Source organism: Leucobacter sp. 7(1) (assembly GCF_900163635.1).
In the GTDB taxonomy this organism is placed as follows: Bacteria; Actinomycetota; Actinomycetes; order Actinomycetales; family Microbacteriaceae; genus Leucobacter.
The window spans coordinates 1-21,603 of record NZ_FUID01000047.1; the positions used below are offsets into that span (position 1 = coordinate 1).

At 64.6% G+C, this 21,603-nt stretch carries 20 protein-coding genes and 3 pseudogenes; 5 read left to right on the forward strand and 18 right to left on the reverse strand.

Annotated elements, in window-relative coordinates:
- Positions 1-616 precede the first annotated feature (616 nt).
- A complete protein-coding gene (locus FM113_RS08805) occupies positions 617-1,357 on the reverse strand; it encodes an ABC transporter ATP-binding protein (RefSeq protein ID WP_087013708.1) in 741 nt (246 codons plus the stop codon).
- Entirely contained in the window at positions 1,354-1,620 is a 267-nt protein-coding gene (locus tag FM113_RS08810) for an iron chelate uptake ABC transporter family permease subunit (protein WP_087013712.1), read from the reverse strand. Before FM113_RS08810 ends, FM113_RS08805 begins: the two co-directional genes overlap by 4 nt.
- A gap of 156 nt (positions 1,621-1,776) precedes the next feature.
- Here FM113_RS08810 and FM113_RS08815 point away from each other — a divergent pair, with 156 nt between their 5' ends.
- Positions 1,777-4,053, forward strand: a complete 2,277-nt coding sequence (locus FM113_RS08815) for a beta-glucosidase (RefSeq protein ID WP_254908933.1) — start codon at positions 1,777-1,779, stop codon at positions 4,051-4,053.
- Positions 4,054-4,079: 26 nt separating this feature from the next.
- Here FM113_RS08815 and FM113_RS08820 read toward each other — a convergent pair whose 3' ends face one another.
- Positions 4,080-5,543 carry a glycosyltransferase gene (locus FM113_RS08820; protein ID WP_087013715.1) on the reverse strand — a complete coding sequence of 488 codons (1,464 nt, stop codon included), beginning with the start codon at positions 5,541-5,543 and terminating at the stop codon, positions 4,080-4,082.
- A 9-nt stretch (positions 5,544-5,552) separates the two neighbouring features.
- Entirely contained in the window at positions 5,553-6,107 is a 555-nt protein-coding gene (locus tag FM113_RS08825; protein WP_087013718.1) for a universal stress protein, read from the reverse strand.
- Positions 6,108-6,373: 266 nt separating this feature from the next.
- Here FM113_RS08825 and FM113_RS17900 point away from each other — a divergent pair.
- Positions 6,374-6,463: pseudogene (locus FM113_RS17900) on the forward strand (IS5/IS1182 family transposase); the annotation flags it as partial.
- 391 nt (positions 6,464-6,854) lie between these two features.
- On the opposite strand, the gene FM113_RS08830 reads toward FM113_RS17900, so the two are convergent.
- From FM113_RS08830 to FM113_RS08860, 7 genes and pseudogenes are all read right to left on the reverse strand, one after another.
- Positions 6,855-7,079, reverse strand: coding sequence for a hypothetical protein (locus tag FM113_RS08830; protein ID WP_087013721.1), 225 nt, complete (start codon positions 7,077-7,079; stop codon positions 6,855-6,857).
- Between the two features lie 180 nt (positions 7,080-7,259).
- On the reverse strand, positions 7,260-8,015 hold the full coding sequence (locus FM113_RS08835) for a VIT family protein (protein WP_087013724.1): 756 nt from the start codon (positions 8,013-8,015) through the stop codon (positions 7,260-7,262).
- On the reverse strand, positions 8,012-9,172 hold the full coding sequence (locus FM113_RS08840; protein WP_087013727.1) for a polymer-forming cytoskeletal protein: 1,161 nt from the start codon (positions 9,170-9,172) through the stop codon (positions 8,012-8,014). Before FM113_RS08840 ends, FM113_RS08835 begins: the two co-directional genes overlap by 4 nt.
- A 65-nt stretch (positions 9,173-9,237) precedes the next feature.
- Positions 9,238-9,528: pseudogene (locus FM113_RS08845) on the reverse strand (integrase core domain-containing protein); the annotation flags it as partial.
- A gap of 7 nt (positions 9,529-9,535) precedes the next feature.
- Positions 9,536-10,195: pseudogene (locus FM113_RS08850) on the reverse strand (IS30 family transposase); the annotation flags it as partial.
- A gap of 97 nt (positions 10,196-10,292) precedes the next feature.
- Positions 10,293-10,667 carry a hypothetical protein gene (locus FM113_RS08855; protein WP_087013737.1) on the reverse strand — a complete coding sequence of 125 codons (375 nt, stop codon included), beginning with the start codon at positions 10,665-10,667 and terminating at the stop codon, positions 10,293-10,295.
- Between the two features lies 1 nt (position 10,668).
- Positions 10,669-10,917 (reverse strand): hypothetical protein, encoded by a 249-nt coding sequence (locus tag FM113_RS08860; protein ID WP_140393321.1) that lies wholly within the window; start codon positions 10,915-10,917, stop codon positions 10,669-10,671.
- 768 nt (positions 10,918-11,685) lie between these two features.
- On the opposite strand from FM113_RS08860, the gene FM113_RS08870 reads away from it, so the two are divergent.
- Both FM113_RS08870 and FM113_RS08875 read left to right on the forward strand, forming a co-directional pair.
- A complete protein-coding gene (locus FM113_RS08870; RefSeq protein ID WP_254908934.1) occupies positions 11,686-11,970 on the forward strand; it encodes a helix-turn-helix transcriptional regulator in 285 nt (94 codons plus the stop codon).
- Between the two features lie 46 nt (positions 11,971-12,016).
- Positions 12,017-12,911, forward strand: a protein-coding gene (locus tag FM113_RS08875; RefSeq protein ID WP_140393322.1) for an IS5 family transposase whose coding sequence is annotated in 2 segments (ribosomal slippage) — positions 12,017-12,367 and positions 12,369-12,911 — 894 coding nt in all. Because the reading frame shifts where the segments join, the coding sequence is not laid out codon by codon here.
- Between the two features lies 1 nt (position 12,912).
- On the opposite strand, the gene FM113_RS08880 is transcribed toward FM113_RS08875, so the two are convergent.
- The 7 genes from FM113_RS08880 to FM113_RS08910 all read right to left on the reverse strand — a co-directional run bounded on the left by FM113_RS08880 (position 12,913) and on the right by FM113_RS08910 (position 20,815).
- The gene (locus FM113_RS08880; protein WP_087013746.1) at positions 12,913-13,959 is read right to left on the reverse strand and encodes a TniQ family protein; all 1,047 of its coding nucleotides are present in this window, start codon (positions 13,957-13,959) and stop codon (positions 12,913-12,915) included.
- A 5-nt stretch (positions 13,960-13,964) separates the two neighbouring features.
- Entirely contained in the window at positions 13,965-14,921 is a 957-nt protein-coding gene (locus FM113_RS08885; protein ID WP_087013747.1) for a hypothetical protein, read from the reverse strand.
- Complete coding sequence (locus tag FM113_RS08890) at positions 14,918-16,009, reverse strand: TniB family NTP-binding protein (protein ID WP_087013749.1); 1,092 nt, start codon at positions 16,007-16,009, stop codon at positions 14,918-14,920. The genes FM113_RS08885 and FM113_RS08890 overlap by 4 nt, the downstream gene beginning before the upstream one ends.
- A 2-nt stretch (positions 16,010-16,011) precedes the next feature.
- On the reverse strand, positions 16,012-17,973 hold the full coding sequence (locus tag FM113_RS08895; RefSeq protein ID WP_176387137.1) for a DDE-type integrase/transposase/recombinase: 1,962 nt from the start codon (positions 17,971-17,973) through the stop codon (positions 16,012-16,014).
- A 47-nt stretch (positions 17,974-18,020) separates the two neighbouring features.
- The gene (locus FM113_RS08900; protein ID WP_176387138.1) at positions 18,021-18,764 is read right to left on the reverse strand and encodes a TnsA-like heteromeric transposase endonuclease subunit; all 744 of its coding nucleotides are present in this window, start codon (positions 18,762-18,764) and stop codon (positions 18,021-18,023) included.
- 172 nt (positions 18,765-18,936) lie between these two features.
- Positions 18,937-19,830, reverse strand: coding sequence for an iron ABC transporter permease (locus tag FM113_RS08905; protein WP_087013756.1), 894 nt, complete (start codon positions 19,828-19,830; stop codon positions 18,937-18,939).
- On the reverse strand, positions 19,805-20,815 hold the full coding sequence (locus FM113_RS08910) for an ABC transporter substrate-binding protein (protein ID WP_254908935.1): 1,011 nt from the start codon (positions 20,813-20,815) through the stop codon (positions 19,805-19,807). Before FM113_RS08910 ends, FM113_RS08905 begins: the two co-directional genes overlap by 26 nt.
- A gap of 77 nt (positions 20,816-20,892) precedes the next feature.
- On the opposite strand from FM113_RS08910, the gene FM113_RS08915 reads away from it, so the two are divergent.
- Positions 20,893-21,525, forward strand: coding sequence for a DJ-1/PfpI family protein (locus tag FM113_RS08915; protein ID WP_087013761.1), 633 nt, complete (start codon positions 20,893-20,895; stop codon positions 21,523-21,525).
- Positions 21,526-21,603 lie beyond the last annotated feature (78 nt).

A 21,603-nucleotide genomic window follows, 5' to 3' on the forward strand; every position in this document is an offset into this window, starting at 1 on the left:
CCGAAGCCGAACCGATCACGCCGAACCCCTCACACACAAACTTTCCGACAGACCCCGACTCACTCAAAAATCATCCCGCGGAGGGCGAGACAAATTAGGAGACACGCCCTAGTTCAGTGTCGATGAAGTGCGGTATCTCGGTGAGGTACATGATCGCGGCTTTCGGGTTGAGGAGGTTGGTGGTCAGCCCCATGCAGAACAGTCTCCAGTTGCTGTCGCGCGGGAGGTGCCGGATCTCGAACACTCCCCCCGGCCGTTTGGCCGCGACGCTTGCCAGGCCAGGTAGGCGAGGTAGGCGACGCCCGCTGCTTTGAGGCCGATGAACAGCCAAGGAACAGCCGCCGAGCCGGAGCTGCTCCCCTCACCTCCTGCGCCGTCCACCTGACGGTGCTCTCCATCGCCACGCTCTCGCTGGGCTGGGGACAGGACGCCACGTGGGTGTTCGGACCAGTCGCGTTCGCTACCAACCTCGCGGCCATCCTCCTACTCGGCCTGTGCCTGGCACTGCTCCACCGACGCGGCCCACTCGAGACGCTGGTCTCGTTCCTCGCCCGATCGGCAGGTCGTGGCGCCCGACGAACAGCGTGAACGGAGTGCCGACGTCGCGGCCCACCGGTCAGGGGAGCGGCGTGTGTACGAGGTGTTCGGTGCCTGCCGGAGTGGTAACGACGAACGAGTCGATGTGGAAGACGTCGCGCAGGACGCCGCGCGTCATCGCGTCGCCCGGAGCCCCCTGCTCGACGACGGCGCCCTGGTCGAGCACGATCACCTGATCGGCGTACCGATAGGCGAGGTCGAGATCGTGCACGGCGCTGACGACCGTCATGGGCATCTCCTTCACCACCTGCAGGATCATCGATTGGTGCCGGACGTCCAGATGGTTCGTCGGTTCATCGAGGACGAGCAGGCTCGGCTGGTGGCGGACGGCGCGGGCGAGCAGCGCTCGTTGGCGCTGGCCTCCCGACAGGGTCAGGACGGGCTGGTCGGCGAGCGGGACGAGACCGACCCGTTCCAGTGCCTCGAGGACCGACGATCGTGAGAGGCCTCCTGGACCCAGCGCGATGAGCTCGGCGACGGTCACGTCGGGGAGCGGACCGGAGTCCTGGCGGAGCACCCCGATGTTCCGTGACCGCTCGGAGCCCCGCAGCGCGGCGATGTCCGTCCCGTCGATCAGCACGTCGCCGGTGTGCGGCGGGTGGTGTCCGGAGAGCAGGTTGAGGAGTGTGCTCTTCCCGCTGCCATTGGGCCCGATGATCGCGGCGAACCGGCCGTGTCCTACCGAGGCGGACACGTCGCGAAGCGCGTACCGCCTGCCGTATCTCACGCTGACGCCGTCGAACCTCACGTGTGCGATCAACTGAACGCCTCGGTCCGGCTGCGGCGCATGAGCAGGATGAAGACCGGTACGCCGATCGCCGCCGAGAAGATACCCACCGGGAGCTCTGTCGGCGCGAGCACGGCTCTGGCAGCGAGGTCCGCGGCCAGGAGGAGGATCGAGCCGAGGAGCGCACTGACAGGTAGGACCCGTCGATGCAGCCCGCCGACGAGCAGTCGAGCGAAGTGGGGGACGTGTCCGATCTCACGAGAGTTGTCGTGAAGTGAGACACGGGACCCCGAAATCTCGCGGAAGTCAAGTTAGTGCTACAACTCAATCTGTCTCACGCGAGTTGTCGGAATTTTCATCATTCGCCTCGAAAGCGTTCGAGGCCGCGGGGTCGAAGGACAGCAACGCTGCTCGGTACGGCCGCGCAGGGCTTAGGGTGCAGAATTCAGTGCATGGAGATGAATGCGGGGCGTCGGGCTGCGCGAGCGCAATATGGGCGGCGTGCCGGCAGACGCGCGGCATCGACCGACACGATGACGACGGAGGGCAACGCGTACGGCGAGGCAGTCCGAGCGGTTCGGGCGGGCGAGCTCGACGCGGACGAGGCCGCGGACCAACTGATCGACCAGATGACTGTTGAGGAGGTGCTCGGGCTGCTCGACGGCGACTCCCCGAGGCTGCTGCTGCCGCTCATCCCGATTCTGCACGGTCGGCGGCCGTTCGTGGCCGGGGCCGTCTCTCGGCTCGGTATCCCGGGCATCCGGTTCAGTGATGGTGCCCGTGGCGTCGTTATCGGTGCTTGCACCGCCTTCCCTGTGACGATCGCGCGGGCCGCGACCTGGGATCCGTTGTTGGAGGAGCGGGTCGGCCTCGCGATCGGTCTAGAGACGAGGGCGCGGGGTGCGAACTACTCCGCCTCCGTCTGCGTCAACCTGCTTCGCCACCCCGCGTGGGGCCGTGCGCAGGAGTGCTATGGCGAGGATCCTGTGCTCACCGGTCGGATGGGATCGGCCCTGACCCGCGGCGTACGCGTGCACGCGATGGCATGCGTCAAGCACTTCGCGCTCAACTCGATGGAGAATGAGCGCTTCGAGGTCGACGTATCGGTCGACGAGCACGCCCTGCACGAGGTGTACTTGCCGCACTTCAAGGCCGTCCTGGAAGCTGGCGCAGACTCCGTGATGAGTTCCTACAACCGGGTGCGGGGCGAGTACATGGACGTCAATCGCGCGCTGCTCACCGATGTATTGCGGAATGAGTGGGGCTTCTCGGGGTTCGTGACGAGCGACTGGGTGTTCGGCACCCACGACGCGGTCGTCAGCCTTCAGGCGGGGATGGACGTGGAGATGCCGCTGCGACTGCTTCGCGCCCGCGATCTGCCGACCGCGCTGCGGCGCGGGGATGTCGCCCGCGCGACTGTGCTGCGGTCCGCGCGCCGCATCCTGCGCACCGGCGTGCTGCATGCAGCGACCCGCGAGGTGGCGAGGCCAAGTGCCGCCCTCATCGCCTCCCCGGCACACCGGGCTCTTGCTCGCCAGGTTGCGGAGGAGTCGATCGTGCTGCTCAAGAATGAAACCTCTGGCGCGGCGCCGCTTCTGCCATTGGCTCCAACCATCCGGCATCTCGCGGTGATCGGAAGACTCGCGCCACGGGCGAACCTTGGCGATCATGGCTCGTCACGCGTGCGGCCTCCCTCCGCGGTCTCGCCGCTGCGGGGGCTGCGTGAGGCGCTGCCGTCGGTGCGGATCACCACCGCCTCCGGCACGAACGAACGCGCCGCAGCCGCGGTTGCGGCTGCGGCGGAGACGGCGATCGTGGTCGTCGGCCTGGACCAGCACGACGAGGGCGAGTCGGTCGTCACCGGCGGCGTCGACGTGGGTGTGCTCGGTCGGGAGTTTGGCTCGGGTTTCCTCCGTCGGCCGCTCATCGGTCTCGCGCACCTGGCGTCGCGCTTCGTCCGAGGTGGCGACCGCAGCTCGCTCAACCTGCGCCCCTCCGATGTGCGCCTCATCCGCACGGTCGTTGCCGCCAATCCTCGGACCATCGTCGTACTGATCGGCGGCAGCGCGATCCTTACAGAGGCGTGGCGAGACCGCGTGCCAGCGCTTCTCCTCGCCTGGTACGGCGGTATGGAGGGCGGCCGTGCGCTCGCGAACGTACTTACCGGCGGTGCAGAGCCCGGCGGACGGCTGCCGTTTGTGCTGCCGACGGATGCCGCGCATCTGCCATCGTTCGACCGCGCGGCGAAGTCCGTCATCTACGACGACAAGTGGGGCCAACGCCGGCTCGACGGCGAAGGACACGCGCCCGCGTTCCCGTTCGGATTCGGCCTGGGTTACACGACGATCGAGCACCGGCTTCTGGACCACAGGTTCGACGACTCAGGCGGCAGCGCGGACGTGCTCGTAACGAACACCGGCGACCGTGAGGGCTCGACCGTCGTGCAGATCTACGCCGCGGACGTGTCAATCCGCAGGCCGGTAGCTCAACTGCTGGGCTTCCAGAAGGTGAAGCTGCAGCCTGGTGTGGAGACGACAGTGCGGATCACCCTGGATGCGGGGCCCACGCTGCAGCGCGATCCGGCGACACGGCGCTGGTCCACCCGCGCCGGCGACTGGGCCGTGCTCGCAGCCCAGCACAGCCCAGCCAGCTGGGCGGACGCACGGCAGTTGCGACATGCTGAGAAATCGATCGACGAGGAAAGCGCCTCGGACGGTCGGCCGACCTGAGGCCGGTATGGGTTTGATACCGGCGTTCACCCGGGAAGGATAGGAAAGGATGCCGACAGCCCCTCGACGCGAACGGGTAGCGCGCCATCGCCCCGCAGCATAGCGCGGAGTACACGCCGCTCCTCCCACCGGAACGATACGGCCGCTTGGTCGCGCCGCAGCACCAGGCCCCCGTTCGGAGTCGCGTACCGCTTCTGCAGATCAGCCAGCTCCTCAGCGCGCAGCAGCGCGACTGTGCTGCCCTCAGCCGCGTCGATGAGGCGGACCAGCGAGGTGGGCCCCGTCAGATCGGTCGCGACGAGGCGCTGCTCGCTCGCGGCGAGGATTGTCTTCTGCGCCGCGCGGGTCACGACCAGCGGACGGGACGGCCCGTCAAGCAGACCGCTCAGCACGTCTGACGCGGCGTCAGGGCGACCGATACTCTGCGCCGCAGCCCGCATCCGCTTCAGACGGCCCGGCTCACGCAACACCTCATCGATCTTCCAGCCGATCGTGGCGGCGGTATTGCAGCGGACGGCTGCCCCCTGCTCCATCAGGTAGTCGCCATTGCGAACCTCCTGCCCCGGGATGGGGTTCACTAGGACCATGGGAAGCCCTGCGGCCATGCACTCCGACGCCGACAACCCGCCCGGTTTGCCCACGAACAAGTCGGCGCGGCGCAGCAGCTGCGGCATCTCCGTGGTGAAGCCGAGCACGCGGTAGCGGTTGTCAGCGGTCGACACCAACTGCTCGATGCGCTGCCGTAGCCCGTCGTTGCGTCCGCACACGACCGTGGCAGTGAACGGGGAGCGCATGTGCAGCGTCTGCCGTACGACCGCGACGGCGTAGTCGCCGCCAGTCGCGCCCGCGGAGATCAGCAGAGCCGGAGGGTCGTTGGCGTCGCGCGGGGGCGCGTTGTTCACCTGAGTGCTGATCGGGATGCCGGTGGCCGCGATGCGGTCGGGAGGCAGGCCGAGCGCGGTCAGTTCCACCCTCCCTTCCTCCCTTGCCACGAAGAGCGCGTGGAAGGCGCCCGTAAGCCACAGGCCTTGGAAGTCGTAGTCCGTCGTGACGACGGCGGTCCTGGCGTCAGTAAACCCGCGAAGAAGCAGTGACGCCATCAGCTGGGCAGGCAGGAAATGTGTGCACACGATCGCGGTCGGTCGGAATCTCTTGATCGCCCGGACGACCGGAAGGGCGTTCGCCCGTGTCCAGGGATCGATCGGCCCACGGCGCCGGAACGGTGGGTCGCTGATGTCGTAACCCCACTCGATCAGCCATGGCAAGTCCTCGACCAGGGCGAAGTAACCCTTGCTCAGCACGTCGCGGTACAGTGCGCTACTCACCTGCAGCACATCCAGCACCTGCACCTCGGCAATGTCCGCGCGCCCGGCACACGCCTTCTGCACCGCCGCTGCGGCGCTATTGTGCCCCGATCCCACCCCTGCGGACAGGATTAGTAGGCGCTCCCCTTCAGCGGTCTTGGGGCCTTGTGCCGACGGTCTGCGCATGAAGAGATGCTAGCGGGCCGCATCACGTCCCGGCCTACCCGCCCTCGACGTGCTCACTCGAGGTGTGCGGCTGACTCCTCGAGCATCTTCTTCACGAGTGATTGCTTGCCTCGGCGCCGTCTCTGGAGGGCCCTCCGCGGGGTGGACGATCAGCACGGGGCAGTGCGCATGTTGTGCACAGGCCGTGCTCACCGATCCGAGCAAGAGACCGACGAAACCCCCGTGTCCGCGACTGCCGAGAACGAGCATATCCGCGCCCTTGCTTCGCTCGATCAACGCGTGCGCAGCCGACCCCGGGACGATCGTCGTGATCAGGCCCGCTGGAGGTGAGTCTGTGAACGCCTGGCGGATGGACGTAGTCAGGATCTTCTCCGCATCCGCTTCCGGAGACCAGCCGTCGATTGGATAGTAGAGATTGGGGAATTCCCAGGCGGTCACGGCCTCGATGGCGGCGTCGAAGAGCGGAGCGATTCGCTCGGCATAGCGGAGCGCTTCAAGGGAAGAGTCGGAGCCATCGACACCGACAACGACGCGGGCGACTGGAGAGATATTTGTGTCTGTCATACCTAAAGCATGAGGAGGAAAGGACGCAGACACCAGGTCCAAGGTCCCGTCCCGGCAGTGCGCGGTTGGGGATGTGGAGGAGGGACTTAGGGCGTGTCTGACACAGATTGAGGGCTGGCTTAAGATTCATTTCGTGTCGCGAGTTCAGGTGATCTCGGATGCTCGTGGTCCTTGGTCGAGGGGATGCTGCCGCGTCCGACAGATAGGCCGGGCCGAAAGTTCTCATACGCCAAGCTGATGGTGGAGGCATCGTGTACTGCCGGAGGCCGCCTGAACACGGCATAGGCCGCGCTCGCTGCGGACTCTCGACGAAGATCCACCAGCTTGTTGACGGGAACGGCCTTCCGCTGGCAACTACCGCGCCGCAGCTGTCCTCAACTCCGCCATCGCCTGGACCAGCACCAGGGCATAGTCCGACACACGCTACACGTGCTGAACGCCCTTCGGGGTGAAGTACGTCACTTCACCGCTGGCGTCCTCGCCACCAAAGATGAACTGCCCCGACGGCGTCGCGCAGATATCGATGATCACACCACGGGACTTCGTGGTGAAGACCTCATCGCCAACCCTGAACTGTCCCTCGTCATAGCGACACGCTAGCGCCTAGGAGGACCACCCAGGGACCCGCAACGACCTCGGACGGGCGCGCACGAGTCGGGACGCTTGCAATCCGTAGTCGGCGAATCCAGAGACATGATCCCCATCTGTAGCTGCGTCCCGCGGGGAACGACCTAGGCCGAGGGACGCTCAGTGCTCACCGTTCGCTGCTTCCTCGATCCAATCGATCGCCGCGTCAGAGAGGAAATTCCCGTCGGCCCCGGACTCTCCAACCCACCATGCACCAGCGGCCGGACCCCCACCCGCATCGGTGATCTCGCTCACAACAGAAGCCGGAACTACCTCGCCATTGTTCGCCGTCAGCCACTCGCGCGTTCCCACGCTCAGCCTCGGCCACCACCGCTCAATATCCATGGACACAGTCTCGCGCTAGAAGAGCCAGCCGGCCAGATGGTCTCCAGCCCGGGCATCCCACTGGTCTCAGATCAAGCGGACATTCTCACGGCGCCCTGTACGAATGTCCCCATTCCCAGTCTTTGTCAGACACACCCTAGCGGCCTTACCGACATCTTCGGGGGACAGCGAATGTCGCCATCAGACAACTCCGGTCGTCCCGAGGGCGGAGCCGAGTGCGAAAGTCGCCGCGAGTGCGAGCGCTCCGCCGAGCACGACCCGGATCGTCGGTCTGGTAGCCGAGTTTCCTCCGATCCTCGCACTGGTGAACCCGGTGACAGCGAGTGCTATGAGGACAACGGTGAAGGTGATCGGTACGCGGATCGCCTGCGGGGGAAGCAAGATGGCGAGCAGCGGGAGGAGCGCTCCGAGCGTGAACGCCAGCGCCGACGCTCCAGCAGCAGCCCAGGGGCTAACGACGGCAGCCTCGGTGATGCCGAGTTCGGCCTCGAGGTGCGCGGTGAGCGGATCATGAGCCGTCAACTCCTCCGCCACCTGACGCGCGGTCACGGGCCTTAGACCTTTCGCTTCGTAGATCCCGGCGAGCTCGTCGAGTTCCGCTACGGGTTCATCGGCCAACTCCCGCCGTTCCTTGATGATGAGAGCCCGTTGGCTGTCTCGCTGACTACTCACCGACACATACTCGCCGAGCGCCATCGAGATCGCCCCTCCGACAAGTCCGGCTACGCCAGCGGCCAGCAAAGGGGCCGACTCGCTCGTGGCACCGGCCACACCCACGACCAGTGATGCCACCGAGACAATGCCGTCATTCGCCCCCAACACGCCCGCGCGGAGCCAGTTCAGACGCCCTGCGAGGTCACCACGGTGCGGTTCGTCCGGATGAGCGCCGGAGGCGGGCTGAGGTGATTGCTTCTTTGCATCCGTGGCGCGGCTCATAGCGCCGGAGGTGCCTGCTCGTTGACCATTCCCGCAGGGAGCGGCGAGGGCGCGGATTCCGTGCCGGAGCGATACCGCCAGGGTCGCTCGCCATGGAATTTCAGTAGCTGAGCGCCGAGACCGATGAACACCATCGCGCACCACACCAGGATGTTCAGCCACGGGATCTGGAGTGCGACGATGAGGATCAGACCGCCGACCAGCGACTTGACCACCGGATGCTGACCGCCCCGCAGCAGTAGTCGACCAATGTAAAAGGACGCGAACACGAACGTGGACAGCGTGAGCACGACCCACACCAGCAGTCCTGCAAACGCCAACGGCGCGCCGACGACGGTAACTAGAAGGACCAGCAGCCCGATCGGGATAGCGAAAGATCCAACGAACCCGACCAGCAGCGCTTTCCAGGGGGACGGAACAAGCTGATCCGTCACTCGCTGCAGCCAGCGGGGAATAAGCAGCCCAGCAAGCAACGTCACCAAACTGAACGCGACCAGCGCATACAGCAAACCGACAAACCAAGCGACGATCGCCGCCCACGGTGACACCTCGACCTTGGGTGACTGTGGGGTCGCCACACGCTCGACGGAGCCATCAACTGCCCCGTCCGCGATGTGAGCCTTGCTGTCGCTGACGTATGAGACGTCACCACCGACTGACCCCCCGATGGTAAGGCGGTCGACACTAACGAGAACGTCACGGCCCACTTCGCCAGCGATGGCGACGGTGCTCGCCGCCCCAACCAGGTCATCACCCAATGACGCAGTTTCGGCGATGTTGATGTCTGCGGCGAAGATTGTGCCGCTGTGAGTGACTTTCCCGTTGATTGTGATGGACTGCGCGGACAGGCGCACGTTGCCATCCACAGTGCCAGTGATTGTGATCGTCTGCGCAGCCGCGATGACGTCGCCGGTCACGTTTCCGCTGACGGTTACCGACTGGCCCGCCGCATACACATCGCCGTCGATATCCCCCGACACATTGACGATCGCATCGGCATAGAACTGTGGTCCCTCACGAGCGTCTGTAACGGAGAAGGGGGCAGCGGGTGACGGAGCTGAGGTCGAGGCGGACGCTACCGCACCTGAGCTGAGAACCAGGAAGCCGACGGCAAGAGCGGCGGACATATAGCGGACAGTGCGTGGCAGGGAATTCATTGGGGCACCTTTCTTATGGCATGGTCGGCCGGGGGGACTGCTGCACGGTTAGGTGACAGTTGTAGTCACGCCGCCAGTGCGACGGTCGTGTTCATGATGGTCTCGAATTCGATGGGCGTCAAACGCCCGAGAGCGGCCTGTCTGCGTCGGCGGTGGTAGGTCCGTTCGATCCAGGTCACGATCGCGATGCGCAGTTGCTCACGGGTGGTCCAGGAGTGCCGGTTGAGGACGTTCTTCTGTAGCAGGGCGAAGAACGATTCCATTGCGGCGTTGTCGCCGCATGACGCGACTCTGCCCATGGATCCGACCAGGCGATGGCGGGCCAGAGCGCGCAGGAACTTCCGACTTCGAAATTGGCCGTATTCAACCGGTCGTCGCAACGATTGTTTGTTGGGTCGATCGTAGTAGCTCTTCGAAGGCCTCGGCGGGGGTGCGCCAGTCGAGGATCTCTCTCGGGCGGTTGTTGATCGCGTCTGCGACAGCGGTGATCTCTGCCGCGCTCCACCGGGAGAGATCTGTGCCCTTGGGGAAGTACTGGCGTAGGAGTCCGTTGAGATGCTCGTTGCTGCCGCGCTGCCACGGGCTCTTCGGATCGGCGAAATAGACCGGCAGCCCGATCTCAGTCGTCAACAATCGGTGGGCAGAGAGCTCTTTGCCGCGGTCCCAGGTCAGCGAACGACGTAATGCCGCGGGTAGTGTGGAGAACGTTGCGGTGAGGGCGTTCTTCGTCGTGATCGCGCCATACCCCGCCAGCGCGGGACCGTTCTTGCGTGGCGGGATGATCCCGTATCCGGCCTGACGTGGAAGATGGACGAGCATCGCGAATCGTGTGGTCCGGTCCACGAGCGTGGCGATCGCGGAGCGCTTCAACCCGATGATGAGGTCGCCTTCCCAATGCCCGGCGGTCTTGCGATCCGTTGCCTCCTCCGGACGCTTCGATAGCACCGTGTCCTCGGTGACGTGAGCCCACGCCTGCTGCCTGGTCCGTGCCCTTGGCATGCGCTTGGTTCGTCCTCGACGTAGCGTCGGACTCACGATCGCCGATATCGACGGCATCCGGCACTTCCTAGACGAACATCTGGAGCACCGATCCTGACGTTGCGCTCAGCACTGTCGAAGATCACGCCTGCGAGGCGGTCCTCTCCCTGGCGTGATCGGCACAAAGAGTCCACACCCACATTCGGATTGTGTAGGTCCGTGCTGGCGCGCCGCATTCTTCGCAAGTCTCGATGCTCTCCCATTCCGCGGCTCGGATCGCCTCGTGAAACTCTTCGTTGTAGTCGTACGGGTCCTCAGAAGCTCTGGCGTAGAAGCTCAGCGACCCGAACTTCGACTTGACCTGCTGCACGACGTACGCCGGCGCGATCGACGACAGCCGCTCATCGAGACGTCCAAGGAGTGGGTACCAGCCCGGGCCTACGTCAACGGCTGCGAGCCAGCTGAGCTCGATGCGAGCGACGATCCGTCGGATCTCTGGCGGGTAGTTCTCCTCCATGTCAGCTCTGATCCCACGCCTCGACGAGATACCACTTTTCGTCATAGAGGTCGGCGATGGCTTCGACGCCCGAGGCCGCGAAGTCATTCTTGATGTCTCGCCCCTGCGCGTGGAAGAGGAACGGATATCCGCCGCCGTGCAGCATTCTCGCTCGTCCTTCCTCGGAAGCTTTGAGGAGATGATCGACCCACGTTCGATAGGGGACGTCGGCGAGCGTCCCGGCGACCAGCGTCTGAAAGTATGTCCTCACCTGCCGATACGGAACCTCGCGTATACGATCGAAATTCGCATCAGCAACGTCTGGTGCTATTTGGTACACGGTCGCTGAATATCCGAGCATCTCGCCTCTCCCTTCATCTCACACCTTCATCAATATCGGTGAGCACCGACATTGGGGATGCGTCAATCTTGTTTCCCGCGATCGCCCCCGCGCGAGTCTGCTGCCGTCGCCGAGATCGTTCGCGAAACTCACGCCCGACACGAAGGCTGCGCATGACTCCCTTGTCGAAGCTGATCATTCCTCGTCGCCGCCATTCGATCGCGGCGTGGCCACGGAACCCCGCGACTGCTCGCCTACGCTCGATGAAATCAAGGTTCCGCGGCAACGGGCCAGGGAGACCGGCAGTGTCTGGGAGCAGATGTGTGAATAGCTCCGCGTAAGTTGGGCCAGCAGCAGTACGCCGGCGCGTCTGAGCGACGAAGATCGCGGCTGCAAGCGCCCATTGTTCGGCGGTGTCTTGACCGGTGAATTCCTCGAAAACGTAAACCCATTCGGCGGGTGGAGGCGCGGTTGTGCCCTGCCACCAGACTGGATAGGACTCGCCCATCTCAACCATCGCATTCGCGGTCGCATGCACGGGCCCACCCCGGGATGCGACCGCTTTTTATCGGGATGGGCGGCACACGTGCAGGGAATGGCGGAGCGATCCGACGAGGACGAGATTGTTTCGTATGGCCTTCCAAATTATGCCATACCGATTAGGCCATACCACTTGCTCCTACTCGCGACGCTGGGTAGGTGCCTCGACGGAACGACAAGATTGAAGCGGAGTGGAGCGTATATTCGCAACGCTTCGCGACATCGCTTCGTTCCGCGCGCCAGCGCGCCGGACTGAGTCAAGAGGATGTCGCTTACCGCGCGGGCCTCACGCGCTACACGTACCAGAAGTACGAAAAGGGCGAGTCTCGCCCCGGATCTCCGGCGAATCCGACGCTTCGCACCGTCCTCGCTCTCTCGCAGGTGCTTGAGATTTCACTGGCGGATCTGGTTCCGGGAGACGCACCCGATCTTCGAAGCCGCTAGGGCGTGTCTGACAAATAAGTCGAGGGTGTGCTGAGAGGCTATTGGCGTGTCTCGGTTTCAGGTGCTTTCGGATGCTCAGTGGTCGTTGATCGAGGAGATGTTGCCGCGTCCGACGGGGCGCAAGGGTCGGCCGTTCTCGGATGCTCGGCTGATGGTCGAGGGCATCGTGTACCGGTACCGGACGGGTATCGCGTGGCGTGATCTGCCCGAGGTGTTCGGGCCATGGCAGACGGTGTGGACGTGGCATTACCGGATGGCGTCGGACGGCACGTGGGAGAAGGTCTTCGCGACGCTCACCGCTGCGGCGGACGCGGCGGGGCTGGTCGATTGGTCGCTGTCGGTGGACTCCACCATCGCTCGTGCGCATCAGCACGCCACCAACACCACGCGCCTCACAGGGGGCTGGATCGAGTTACAAGAATCTGAGGGAAGAGCCGCCTGATCACGGGATCGGCCGCTCCAGAGGTGGCCTGTCGACGAAGATCCATCAGCTCGTCGACGGCAACGGCCTCCCGCTGGTGACGCTCATCACGCCGGGGCAGGCGGGTGACTCCCCGATGTTCCTGCCGTTGATGGATCAGCTGCGCGTCGGGCGGGATATCGGTCGTCCGCGGACTCGCCCGGACGCGGTGCGCGGCGATAAGGCGTATTCGTCGCGGGCGATCCGCGGCCACCTGCGCTCGCGTGGGATCAAGGCCGTGATCCCAGAGCCCGACGATCAGAAGGGCCATCGTAAACGGCGCGGATCACGCGGCGGCAGACCCGTCGGGCTCGACAAGGTCGACTACAAGAACCGCAACGTCGTAGAGCGCCAGTACTGCCACCTCAAGCAATGGCGAGGACTCGCCACTCGCTACGACAAGCACGCAATCGTCTACCGGGCAGCCGTCATCCTCAACGCTGTCATCGCCTGGACCAAGCAATTATCAGACATGCCCTAAGTCACTGCAGCGCCAACTCATCTGGTTCCAGAGGAAATCTTCGGGTCACGCTCAGTCGAGACGTGCCCTCAGTATGGCCTCGCCTGAGTCCGTCCAGTATTCGTGGCGAGACGTGCCGCAGCAGGCATGCCCGTTTCGTGCCCGACGCAACGATCAGCGCGCGATCTTGCGGGCATAGCGCGTTCTTGGCGCTCTTGGTTCGTCTGAGCCCAGCAGCGTAGAGAACCGCACGGTGGGCGTGACCGATGACCGCGCCAGCCCAGTCGTGAAGACTCTCGTTTACGGTTGCACCCAGCGTGTTTGCGATGACATTTGCGAAGCCGTCGATCTGTGGCAGCGCCGATCGCGACACCTGGAGGACGCCGCGAAGTATCCGTGGGCTCATGGCGACCTCGACGATTCTCACTACTTCGGGATAGCCGCACAGCATCACTTCCTCGAAGCTGGCGGGGCAAGACAGGCCGAGCCGTTGGGCGCGCTCCTCGAGGAACGTGCCACCATCGTTTCCTTGGGCCCATGCGAGTAACGCTGCGGCCGCGAGGTTGAACTCGCCGGTATGTATTGCGATGCCACGTTCCCACAGGGGTCCACGCAGGGTCCGTTCCGCCTGACTCACGTACGTCCCGACGGGGAGCTTGACGGCCAGTCCCCGTAGGGTCCAGCGACTGTGCATCAGGCAGAGAGGTCCGGTTCTCGCTCTGGTAGTGGTTGTGAATCCGCCGGCGCATTCTGGGCAAGCAGCGTGTGGTTCGGCAAGCGTGCGGCACCGCAAGCACTTCTGTGGCAGCCAGCGCGGATGACCGCAGCGAGTCCACATCCCGTGCTCTTCGAACGACACCTCGAAGGCATCATCCGGCAAGCCGCAGAGCCGGGCTAGCGCGACCGCGACACGTGGATCAATGTCGCTCCACGTTGACCGTCCCGCCTCCCGGATCAGCGCGCGACGGATTTCGCCGACTTCCAGACAATGGCTCTCGGCGAGGCGTCCGATATACCCGCTGATGGTCTCGGCGGGCACCGGTTCGACGTAGATCGGCAGGGTGCGCATCGCATCTATTGACGGCGTGGAGGTCGGCCGCGCCGCGTCGTCAGTGGACGACGGGCGTCGTCATGGCGCAGAAAGACAGCTCGAATGCGCGGAACACTGTCACGGACCAGGATGCCAAGCGACCCCATTTCAACGGAACGGCCGTGCCGCAGGGGCCTCGTCGCTGATTCCCCCAGTCGCAGTTCGCGACCGGACGCCAGGAACGTCTCACGCACGGAACTGAGTCTGCTTCGAGATCTTGACGCGACTGCCGCCGCACTTGCCTCGACCATTGCGGCGACGGGCAGGTGCCCGATCTGTCTGTTGCGAAGGAACGCCTGTGCCCATGGCGCCGTGAGGAATGCGGTCAGTTCGATGGCGTCAGGATAGAAGTCGCGCAGGCGCTGGTCTGCGCTGCGGTCGAAGCTATCGCGGTCGACGAGTCCGCGGTAGGTCGAGATGAGTTGGCAAGCGAGCTCGAGCTCACCCGTGTCGAGGCCGATCCCGCGCGCCCATAGAGTTCCTGTCAGGCATCTTTCCGCGCGTTCATATGCGGCTCGGGTCCCAATGCCGTCGTCGCGTCCGTCATAGTGCCAACGTCCGTGGCGTGCGCAGAAGGTGCCAGCCCGGGACTGGACTTCGACGTGCGCGCCACCCGCGCAGCGTCGACACATCGTGAGCGGCTTGGGGAGCGCAGCACAGGTTGCGCATTGCGAGTGCGCCCATCCGCTGTGCATGCAACGGGTGAAAAGTCGGCTCCGGGTGTCGTCCTCGTCGAACCAGTTCGCGGGCAATCCGGCGAGCTGTGCGACCACTCGAGGCACGGCCTCCGGTGTTGTCCGCAACGGAAGCCCCTGCTGCGACTTCCGGATGGCGGTCCAGAGTTCTCCGGGTGTCAGTGCGTTGCGGGTGACAAGACGGGCATAGATGCTCGCGACTGTTTCGCCCCGGAATGCTCGCACGGGCGCGGGCAGTGCCCTCATTGCCGGACTCTTTCCCGCCGACCTCTGCGGCGTTTCACCCCTGTTCCGGCCTCGTCGGCGGCGCGGTCTTCTAGTTTTCGGATGGTCGCGAGCACAACCAGGAGGTTGTCCAGATCCAGTCGTTCTGATCCGTCGTGTATCGCATCCCGGGCGCAGCGGCGGATTGCTTTGGCCATGCGCCCCAGCGATCCGCGTGAGATGTCGCGGAGTTCGGCCGCGATCCGCAAGATGTCGCCCTCGGGTTGATCGATGAGGCAGAGTGACGTTTCCAGTTCAGTGAGGATCCTGCCCCACACGGCGGCGCCTTCGTTGGTCGCAATGTCGTACTCGTCGAACTGCACGGTCTCGAATCGCGCCATGATCTGTTCTCCGCGTGAACCCCAGAACAGCCCGTTGCGTGCGACGTCTACTCCGGCATAGATCATCGTGCCAGGGAACCGTTCAGACAACTCCTTCAGGGCGTCGGCCGCTCCCTCGTTCGCGTGATACCGCAGATCGAGTCGATGGATGTCATCGATGATGACGATCTCCGTCGCGCATTCCCGCATCACGTTGCAGACGCGAGCCAGCAGAGTCTCGTAGGAGGCCGTCTGCGAGTAGGGAAGTGCATAGAAGTCAGCGAGCTTCTTCATCATTGTCTTCTCTGTCGCGTGGGTCGGCACCTGGGCGAAGGCGACGGGAATCAGATCTCGCTTCTTTTGGGTACTTCTGGCGCGGCGTGCCCGCTCGAATGCGCGGCCGAACTCCTGGACCGCGGTGGTCTTGCCCATGCTGGGGCGACCAGAGATAATCACTCCGGACTTGCTGTCGTCCGGTGAACGGTTGTCGGCCATGGCGTTACGAGCTGCGGCAGCGAAGCTACGTAGCGAGGGGGTGGAGATTCGCGCGCCGACGGACATGAATCTTTCCCGGGCGATGTTGTAGAGCGCGCGGTCAGACGAGGCCATCGCCTCGTACTCTCGCGTGCTGCAAGGAACCGGTTGATCCGCCTCGAACTCAACGAACTCTCGCCAACCCTCCTTCGTCGTGTATTCGAAGTTGACGGTGGGGGCATCGAAGTCGAAGTCGCTCAGCAGGTCCTCAAACATGGCTATCCGCCTTCTGTTTGTCGAGTGAAGCCGAAGGGCGGGGCCACAGGCCAGATGGGCTTCTTGTCGTCGTGGACAGCCGTCGGGGCGATACCGCTATCTGCGGAGGTCGCGTCCTCAACGGTCGCCTCTTGAAAGTTGGTTTTCGCGATCTGGTTTGTGATCCCGAGCAGGTCGGACGCGTTTGATTTCTCGCGCTTCTTTTCGCGTGCGGTGAGCGGCTTGTTGCCGGTGTTCATGAAGCGACGCATGACTTCATTGAGGTCGTCCTGACTCGGTTCCTCGCCCCGGGCGGCCGCCTGCGCCCGGGCCACGCGCCAGACCTCGTTTGCCATGGGCGCACCGTTGTGCGGCGAACGCCAGGTGAGCGGAACGAAGGAGTCTCCGATTTCTATCCAAACTGTCATGGGGTTGTAAGGGTCAACGTGGATCGGCCACTTGCCGCCGTGGTTGCGGTGTCGAGAGCGTACGTTGCGGATTGCGCTGAGGGCCTCGGAGTCGTAGATCCGGAGATCGAGGTTGATACCGTATGGCAGCACTGTGCGCCACCTCGTGGGCAGCAAGGCCAGGTAGCGGTCTGCGTCCAGAGGTACGTGGAACTCAGGCGCGATTTCTCGAAAAGCGTCAACCATCTGGTTGGGGGTTAACTTCAGTCTCGGGTTCCGCGGGTCTCGAAGCGCACTGTGAGGACGGTTTTGCCAAGCGACTGCGATCCAGTCTTCGAGTAGTTCCTGCAACTGTTCCAGGGTGAGAAGTTCACCGGTCGAGATCGACTCGTCCCCTCGCATGTCGGGGCTTTCGCCGAGGAAGCTGATGGCGTATTGAGTGAATAGGACCTTGATCGTGTCGAACATCTTCTCGACCTTCGCCTTGTGCGTCGGCGTGTACTTTGCGGCCAACGTGAGAGAGATGCCGAGGGATTGGCAGGCGTCAGTGAAGTGGCGTGAGACATAGGCGGATCCGTGGTCGGTTGTAATGGTTTCCGGGAATATATACGCCTGCGCGTCCCTGGCGTGTTCGAACCGTTGAGCTAGGAGCTCGTCGTCTCCTATCCAGGCCTCCGACGTGGCGCGGCGGTTTGCGCGGACTCCCTCGGGGCGGAATGCGTAGGGAACGAGGGCACGAGCGAGCACGACCACCAGGTCGATGCTTCGGGTGCCGACAGTCACGATGGCCGATAGCACGCTGCGGGACGCCTCGTCGAGGAGGATCGTCAGGTCAGGGCGCACAGACTGGCCGTCACATTCGACCATGATTTCCATTGGCGTGGTGTCGATCAGTACCTGCTCGCCTGGCCTGACTCCGACTCGGTTCCCGAACATATGCGACGGTTGGTTCGCTTTGGTGCGTCGGGTTCGCGCGCTCCCGAAGGTGTGTCTGCCTCCCTCTATCTCTCCCAAGAGTCGAAAGAGTGTGGCTCGGCTTGGCACTGGGACGATACCGGGGCCGTGGCGTTGTTCGAGTTCCCGCAGTGCCAGCCAGATCACCCGTGTTCCGGTGCCGGTGGATTTTCGAGTTTGGTCACTGACTACATGTGCGAACGCTTCTACGAGGCGAGCATCGTAGGCACGGGGCGGCGTGTTAGCGAGCCCGAAGCGTCGCCCATCGAGTAGGCCGCCAACCCCGGAGGCTTCCAGCGCCGCGCGTTGACGTTGAACCTTGCGAGGCGAATAGTCGGTGCCAAGTCGGCGGTTGACGTTCTCGATGATGATCTTCGCGGCGTCAGCCTGCAGAGTGCCCTTGTCTATAAGGTCGGCATACCGATCAAGCTCGTCGAGCCAGACGTCGACGACTTTGCGGTCGGGTGGGTCAAGTTCATCAAGAATGCGAAGGTCCAAGACCTCGGCGACTGATCGTGCTGTCGCCGGCTCTGCCTCGACTTGCAGGTCGGCGGCGAGAACCTCGACGTCTTCGTCGCCGTCCACTGGGCGAAGGGTCAGGTATGACGGCCTCACGAGCACCACGTGGTGATCCTCACCGCGCCATCGGAGGAGATCCCCGGGGTGGACAATCATCGCTCAGACCCGAAGTGCACGGTCGAAACCATGGACAGAGGGCGGCTCAGGTCCGCTCTGGCGCGGTTGAGCCAGATAAGCGCATATGCGGCGCCCCTGGCCGAATGGGTGGCGTCGCCGAGTGTCCTGACGAGTGCAGCGAGAGACATCGAACCGCTCGACGGCAATGTCGTGAGGTCTATGCCATCCATCCAGATCGGGTCCCGGTAGCGGAGGAGGAATCGAAGGTTGTCCTGCGTGGCGCCCGGGAGGGAGTCGAACACGAGGTAGTCCCACCCGAGCGCCGCCGCCAACCGACGAGTGAGCTCGAATTTGGCGGCATCCGGCGGTTTAATCCTCGATTGTTCCCGCACGTCAACCAAGAGAGCACTTCCGTCGTCGCGACGTACGAAGTAGTCCGGGGCGTGGGATCGTCGTGGGTTACGCCAATCGATCCACATCGGTTGGGCAGTCACGCTTCGCGCAGTGCCCGTCCGATCCAGAGTGGCCAAGAAGGCGCGCTCCCAAAACGACTCGAACGGGACATGCTCTTCGGTCGAGGAAAGCCAGAACCTGCCCTCGAAATTCCGCTTTTGCGGGTACGAGACAAACGCTCGCACCTGATCCGCATCCTCGAAAGAGATTCCCGCGGCATCCGAAGAGTCGACCTCGTGTTCGAATCCGTGCAACGAATACTTGATCGCGCCGTCAAGGGCGTTCGTGCCGTCGAGGGCGGCAAGCCAATCAGTGGTCAGAGTCACGGCGGAGCTCCCAACCGGGGCCCGGTGTTCCGCGGGGGTTCCGTGGAGCGGTCCCGACTTGCAAGGAAAGCTACGCCTGCGTGAGATGCCGTCCGCTGTAGACACGCCGCGTCGTGCCAACTCGAGTGAGATGTGCCAGGTCGAATGAGACGACTGTCAACTCGAATGAGATTTAGCCAACTCGAGTGAGACAGGACAGGACGATCAGGCCGACGAATCCGATCGTGCCGGAGACGGCGACCGCAGCTCCCGTCAGCAGCGCGGTGAGGGCAAAGACGACGAACCGAGCCCGCCCAGGCCTGAGGCCGGAGGCGGCTGCCTGCGCGTCGCCGAGACTCAGCAGGTCGAGCCGGCTCGCGCACACGACGCTGAGGGCGATGGCCACGGTGACGACCGGTGCGACCACGGCGACGAGTCGCCACTGGGACCCCGCCAGGCTGCCCAGGAGCCAGAACACCACCTGCTGGGTCGCGTCGGAGTCGCCGGCGCGAATGAGCAGGAAGGACACCAGACCGCCGAGCAACTGTCCGATGGCGACTCCGGACAGCACGAGGCAGCCAGCCGACAAGCTCCGTCGAGAGGTGGCGGTGGCGGCCACGGCGGCACCCGCGGCTGCTGCACCGAGGAACGCGGCGGCCGGAAGGAGCAACCCTCCGGCCGTGGCCACGCCGACGGTGGTGACCACCAGCACCGCGCCGACGCTCGCACCGGACGACAGACCGAGGACGTAGGGGTCTGCGATGGGGTTGAGGACCAGCACCTGAACGCAGGCGCCCGCCACGGCCAGCGCGGCCCCGACGATGATTGCCTGCAGCACGCGCGGAACCCGCAACTCCCAGACGATGAACGCATCCGGACCGGATGGATCGCCACCGCTCAGCCGCTCGCCGATCACCTGCAGCGTCCTCGCCGGATCTACCCGTACAGCCCCGAGCCCGACCCCCATCACCGACACGGCGATGAGGGCCAGCAGGAGTCCGACGATGATCACGCCGAACGGAAGCCGGCGGAGGGCGCCGGTACGTCCCGTCCCGGCCGGGCTAGTCGGCCGCTCGTGCGACGGCATCCGCCACCACCTTCACGGCCTGTGCGTTGAGCAGGCTCGGCGAGAGCATCAGTCGCTGCGGGACGATCACGACGTTCCCCGAGTGCACCGCGGTCGTCGACGACAGCAGTGGACTCGCAACGATCGAGGCCTTCAGGTCGACATCGTCCTCCGCGGAGAACCCGGAGATCACGACGATCACCTTCGGGTCGGCGGCGGCGACGGCTTCGGCCGACAGCGAGGCGAAATCCTGCAGTTGGTCGCTGGCGATGTTCGTCCCGTGCGCCAGTGTGATGATGCCGTTCGCGAAACTGGACCCACCGGCCGTGGAGACGCCGCCGCCTCCGTCAGGGACGCTCGAGAGCGTCAGCACCGGAACGTCCTCGGAGACGCTCTGCGCAGTGTTCGTGCTCACCTCCTCACGGATGCGAGCGACGAGAGCAGCGCCGCGCTCGGGAACGTCGAACGCGTCCGCGAGCGCCGTGATGTAGCGGTACGTCTCGTCGATGTCCTCCACCGGCCCGGACTGCTCGGTGCGGCACGCCGAGAGGGCCGCGCTGCCCGCGGCACGGAGCTGGTCGACGGTCGCCGTTCCGTCGAATCCGCCGAATTCGTATTGCGAGATCCCGGTGACGAGATCGGGTTCTGCGGCGATCACCGCCTCGGCCGAGCCGGTCCCCGTGTCGAGCACCGGGACCGCGTCGAGTTGCGTGCGGAGGTCTCCCTCGAAATCGGTGACGAAGTCCGGAGCCGCCGTACCGACAATCCTGTCGGAGAACCCCAGCGCCGCGATGAAGGCTGCAGCGCCGGCGTCCATGGTTACCACGCGCTGCGGGACGCCATCGAGGAGTGGGTCCGCGGGGCAGGCGGGTCCCGCCTGAGGCTGCGGGGTGGCCCCGGCGCTCGTCGACTGCGGGGCCGCCTCCGTGCCGGTGGCCGTGGCGCAGCCCGAGAGGACGAGTGCCGAGACGAGGAGAGGGAGTCCGCGATGCCATAATCTGTTCACGGGGTAACTCTACGTGATGTAGAGAGTCCCATCAGACTACTTGCAGGATTATTCTCTACAACATGTAGAGTGAGCCTATGGCCAGTGAGATTCGCAGTGCATTGTCCGTCGAAGTGTTCTTCTTCCCCGGCGTCGAGGAGTTGGACGCCGTCGGGCCCTGGGAGGTGCTGCGATTCTGGCAGGACCTCGGTGACCGTGACGTCCGCGTCCGTTCGGTCAGCGTCGGCGGCCAGGGCGTCGAGTGCTTCAAGGGTTTGAAGGTCGGTGTCGATGGGCCATTGGGAGACCAGACCCCGGACATTCTGATCTACCCGGGAGGACCGGGAACGCAGGCCATGGCCGCCAACGAGGATCACGTGGCCGAGGTGCGCCGCTTGGCTGAGGCCGGAAGTGTCATGGCGTCCGTGTGCACGGGTGCCTTCGTCCTCGGCGCTGCCGGTGTCCTCGGCTCTCGCGAGGTAACCACGCACTGGATGGCTCGCAAGCAGCTCGCTGAGCAGTTCACGGACGCCACCGTATGGTCCGGTGCTCGGTGGGTCGATTCCGGCTCGGTCGTCACCAGCGCCGGAGTGTCGGCCGGCATCGACATGGCACTGCACCTCGTCGATCGATTTGACGGGCGCACCGTGGCACTCCGGGTCGCCAGCGCGATGGAATACCCGTGGCGACCGGAGAACGACGAACCCGAAGCACCGGCGCCCGCCGCGTAGCGACCGAGCCATCCGAGCAGTGGCCAGCTCCGGCGTGGTTCGGAGCTCAGCTCCGGGTCACGTTCTCGTTGACCCAGT

Bases quoted from the DNA above. Each gene is read 5' to 3' on its own strand.
- FM113_RS08815 (WP_254908933.1), top strand. From the start codon at position 1,777: ATGGAGATGAATGCGGGGCGTCGGGCTGCGCGAGCGCAATATGGGCGG.
- FM113_RS08915 (WP_087013761.1), top strand. From the start codon at position 20,893: ATGGCCAGTGAGATTCGCAGTGCATTGTCCGTCGAAGTGTTCTTCTTC.
- FM113_RS08820 (WP_087013715.1), bottom strand. From the start codon at position 5,543: ATGCGCAGACCGTCGGCACAAGGCCCCAAGACCGCTGAAGGGGAGCGC.
- FM113_RS08890 (WP_087013749.1), bottom strand. From the start codon at position 16,009: ATGTTTGAGGACCTGCTGAGCGACTTCGACTTCGATGCCCCCACCGTC.
- FM113_RS08885 (WP_087013747.1), bottom strand. From the start codon at position 14,921: ATGAGGGCACTGCCCGCGCCCGTGCGAGCATTCCGGGGCGAAACAGTC.
- FM113_RS08840 (WP_087013727.1), bottom strand. From the start codon at position 9,172: ATGAATTCCCTGCCACGCACTGTCCGCTATATGTCCGCCGCTCTTGCC.
- FM113_RS08830 (WP_087013721.1), bottom strand. From the start codon at position 7,079: ATGGATATTGAGCGGTGGTGGCCGAGGCTGAGCGTGGGAACGCGCGAG.
- FM113_RS08855 (WP_087013737.1), bottom strand. From the start codon at position 10,667: ATGGAGGAGAACTACCCGCCAGAGATCCGACGGATCGTCGCTCGCATC.
- FM113_RS08905 (WP_087013756.1), bottom strand. From the start codon at position 19,830: ATGCCGTCGCACGAGCGGCCGACTAGCCCGGCCGGGACGGGACGTACC.
- FM113_RS08880 (WP_087013746.1), bottom strand. From the start codon at position 13,959: ATGCGCACCCTGCCGATCTACGTCGAACCGGTGCCCGCCGAGACCATC.
- FM113_RS08825 (WP_087013718.1), bottom strand. From the start codon at position 6,107: ATGACAGACACAAATATCTCTCCAGTCGCCCGCGTCGTTGTCGGTGTC.
- FM113_RS08835 (WP_087013724.1), bottom strand. From the start codon at position 8,015: ATGAGCCGCGCCACGGATGCAAAGAAGCAATCACCTCAGCCCGCCTCC.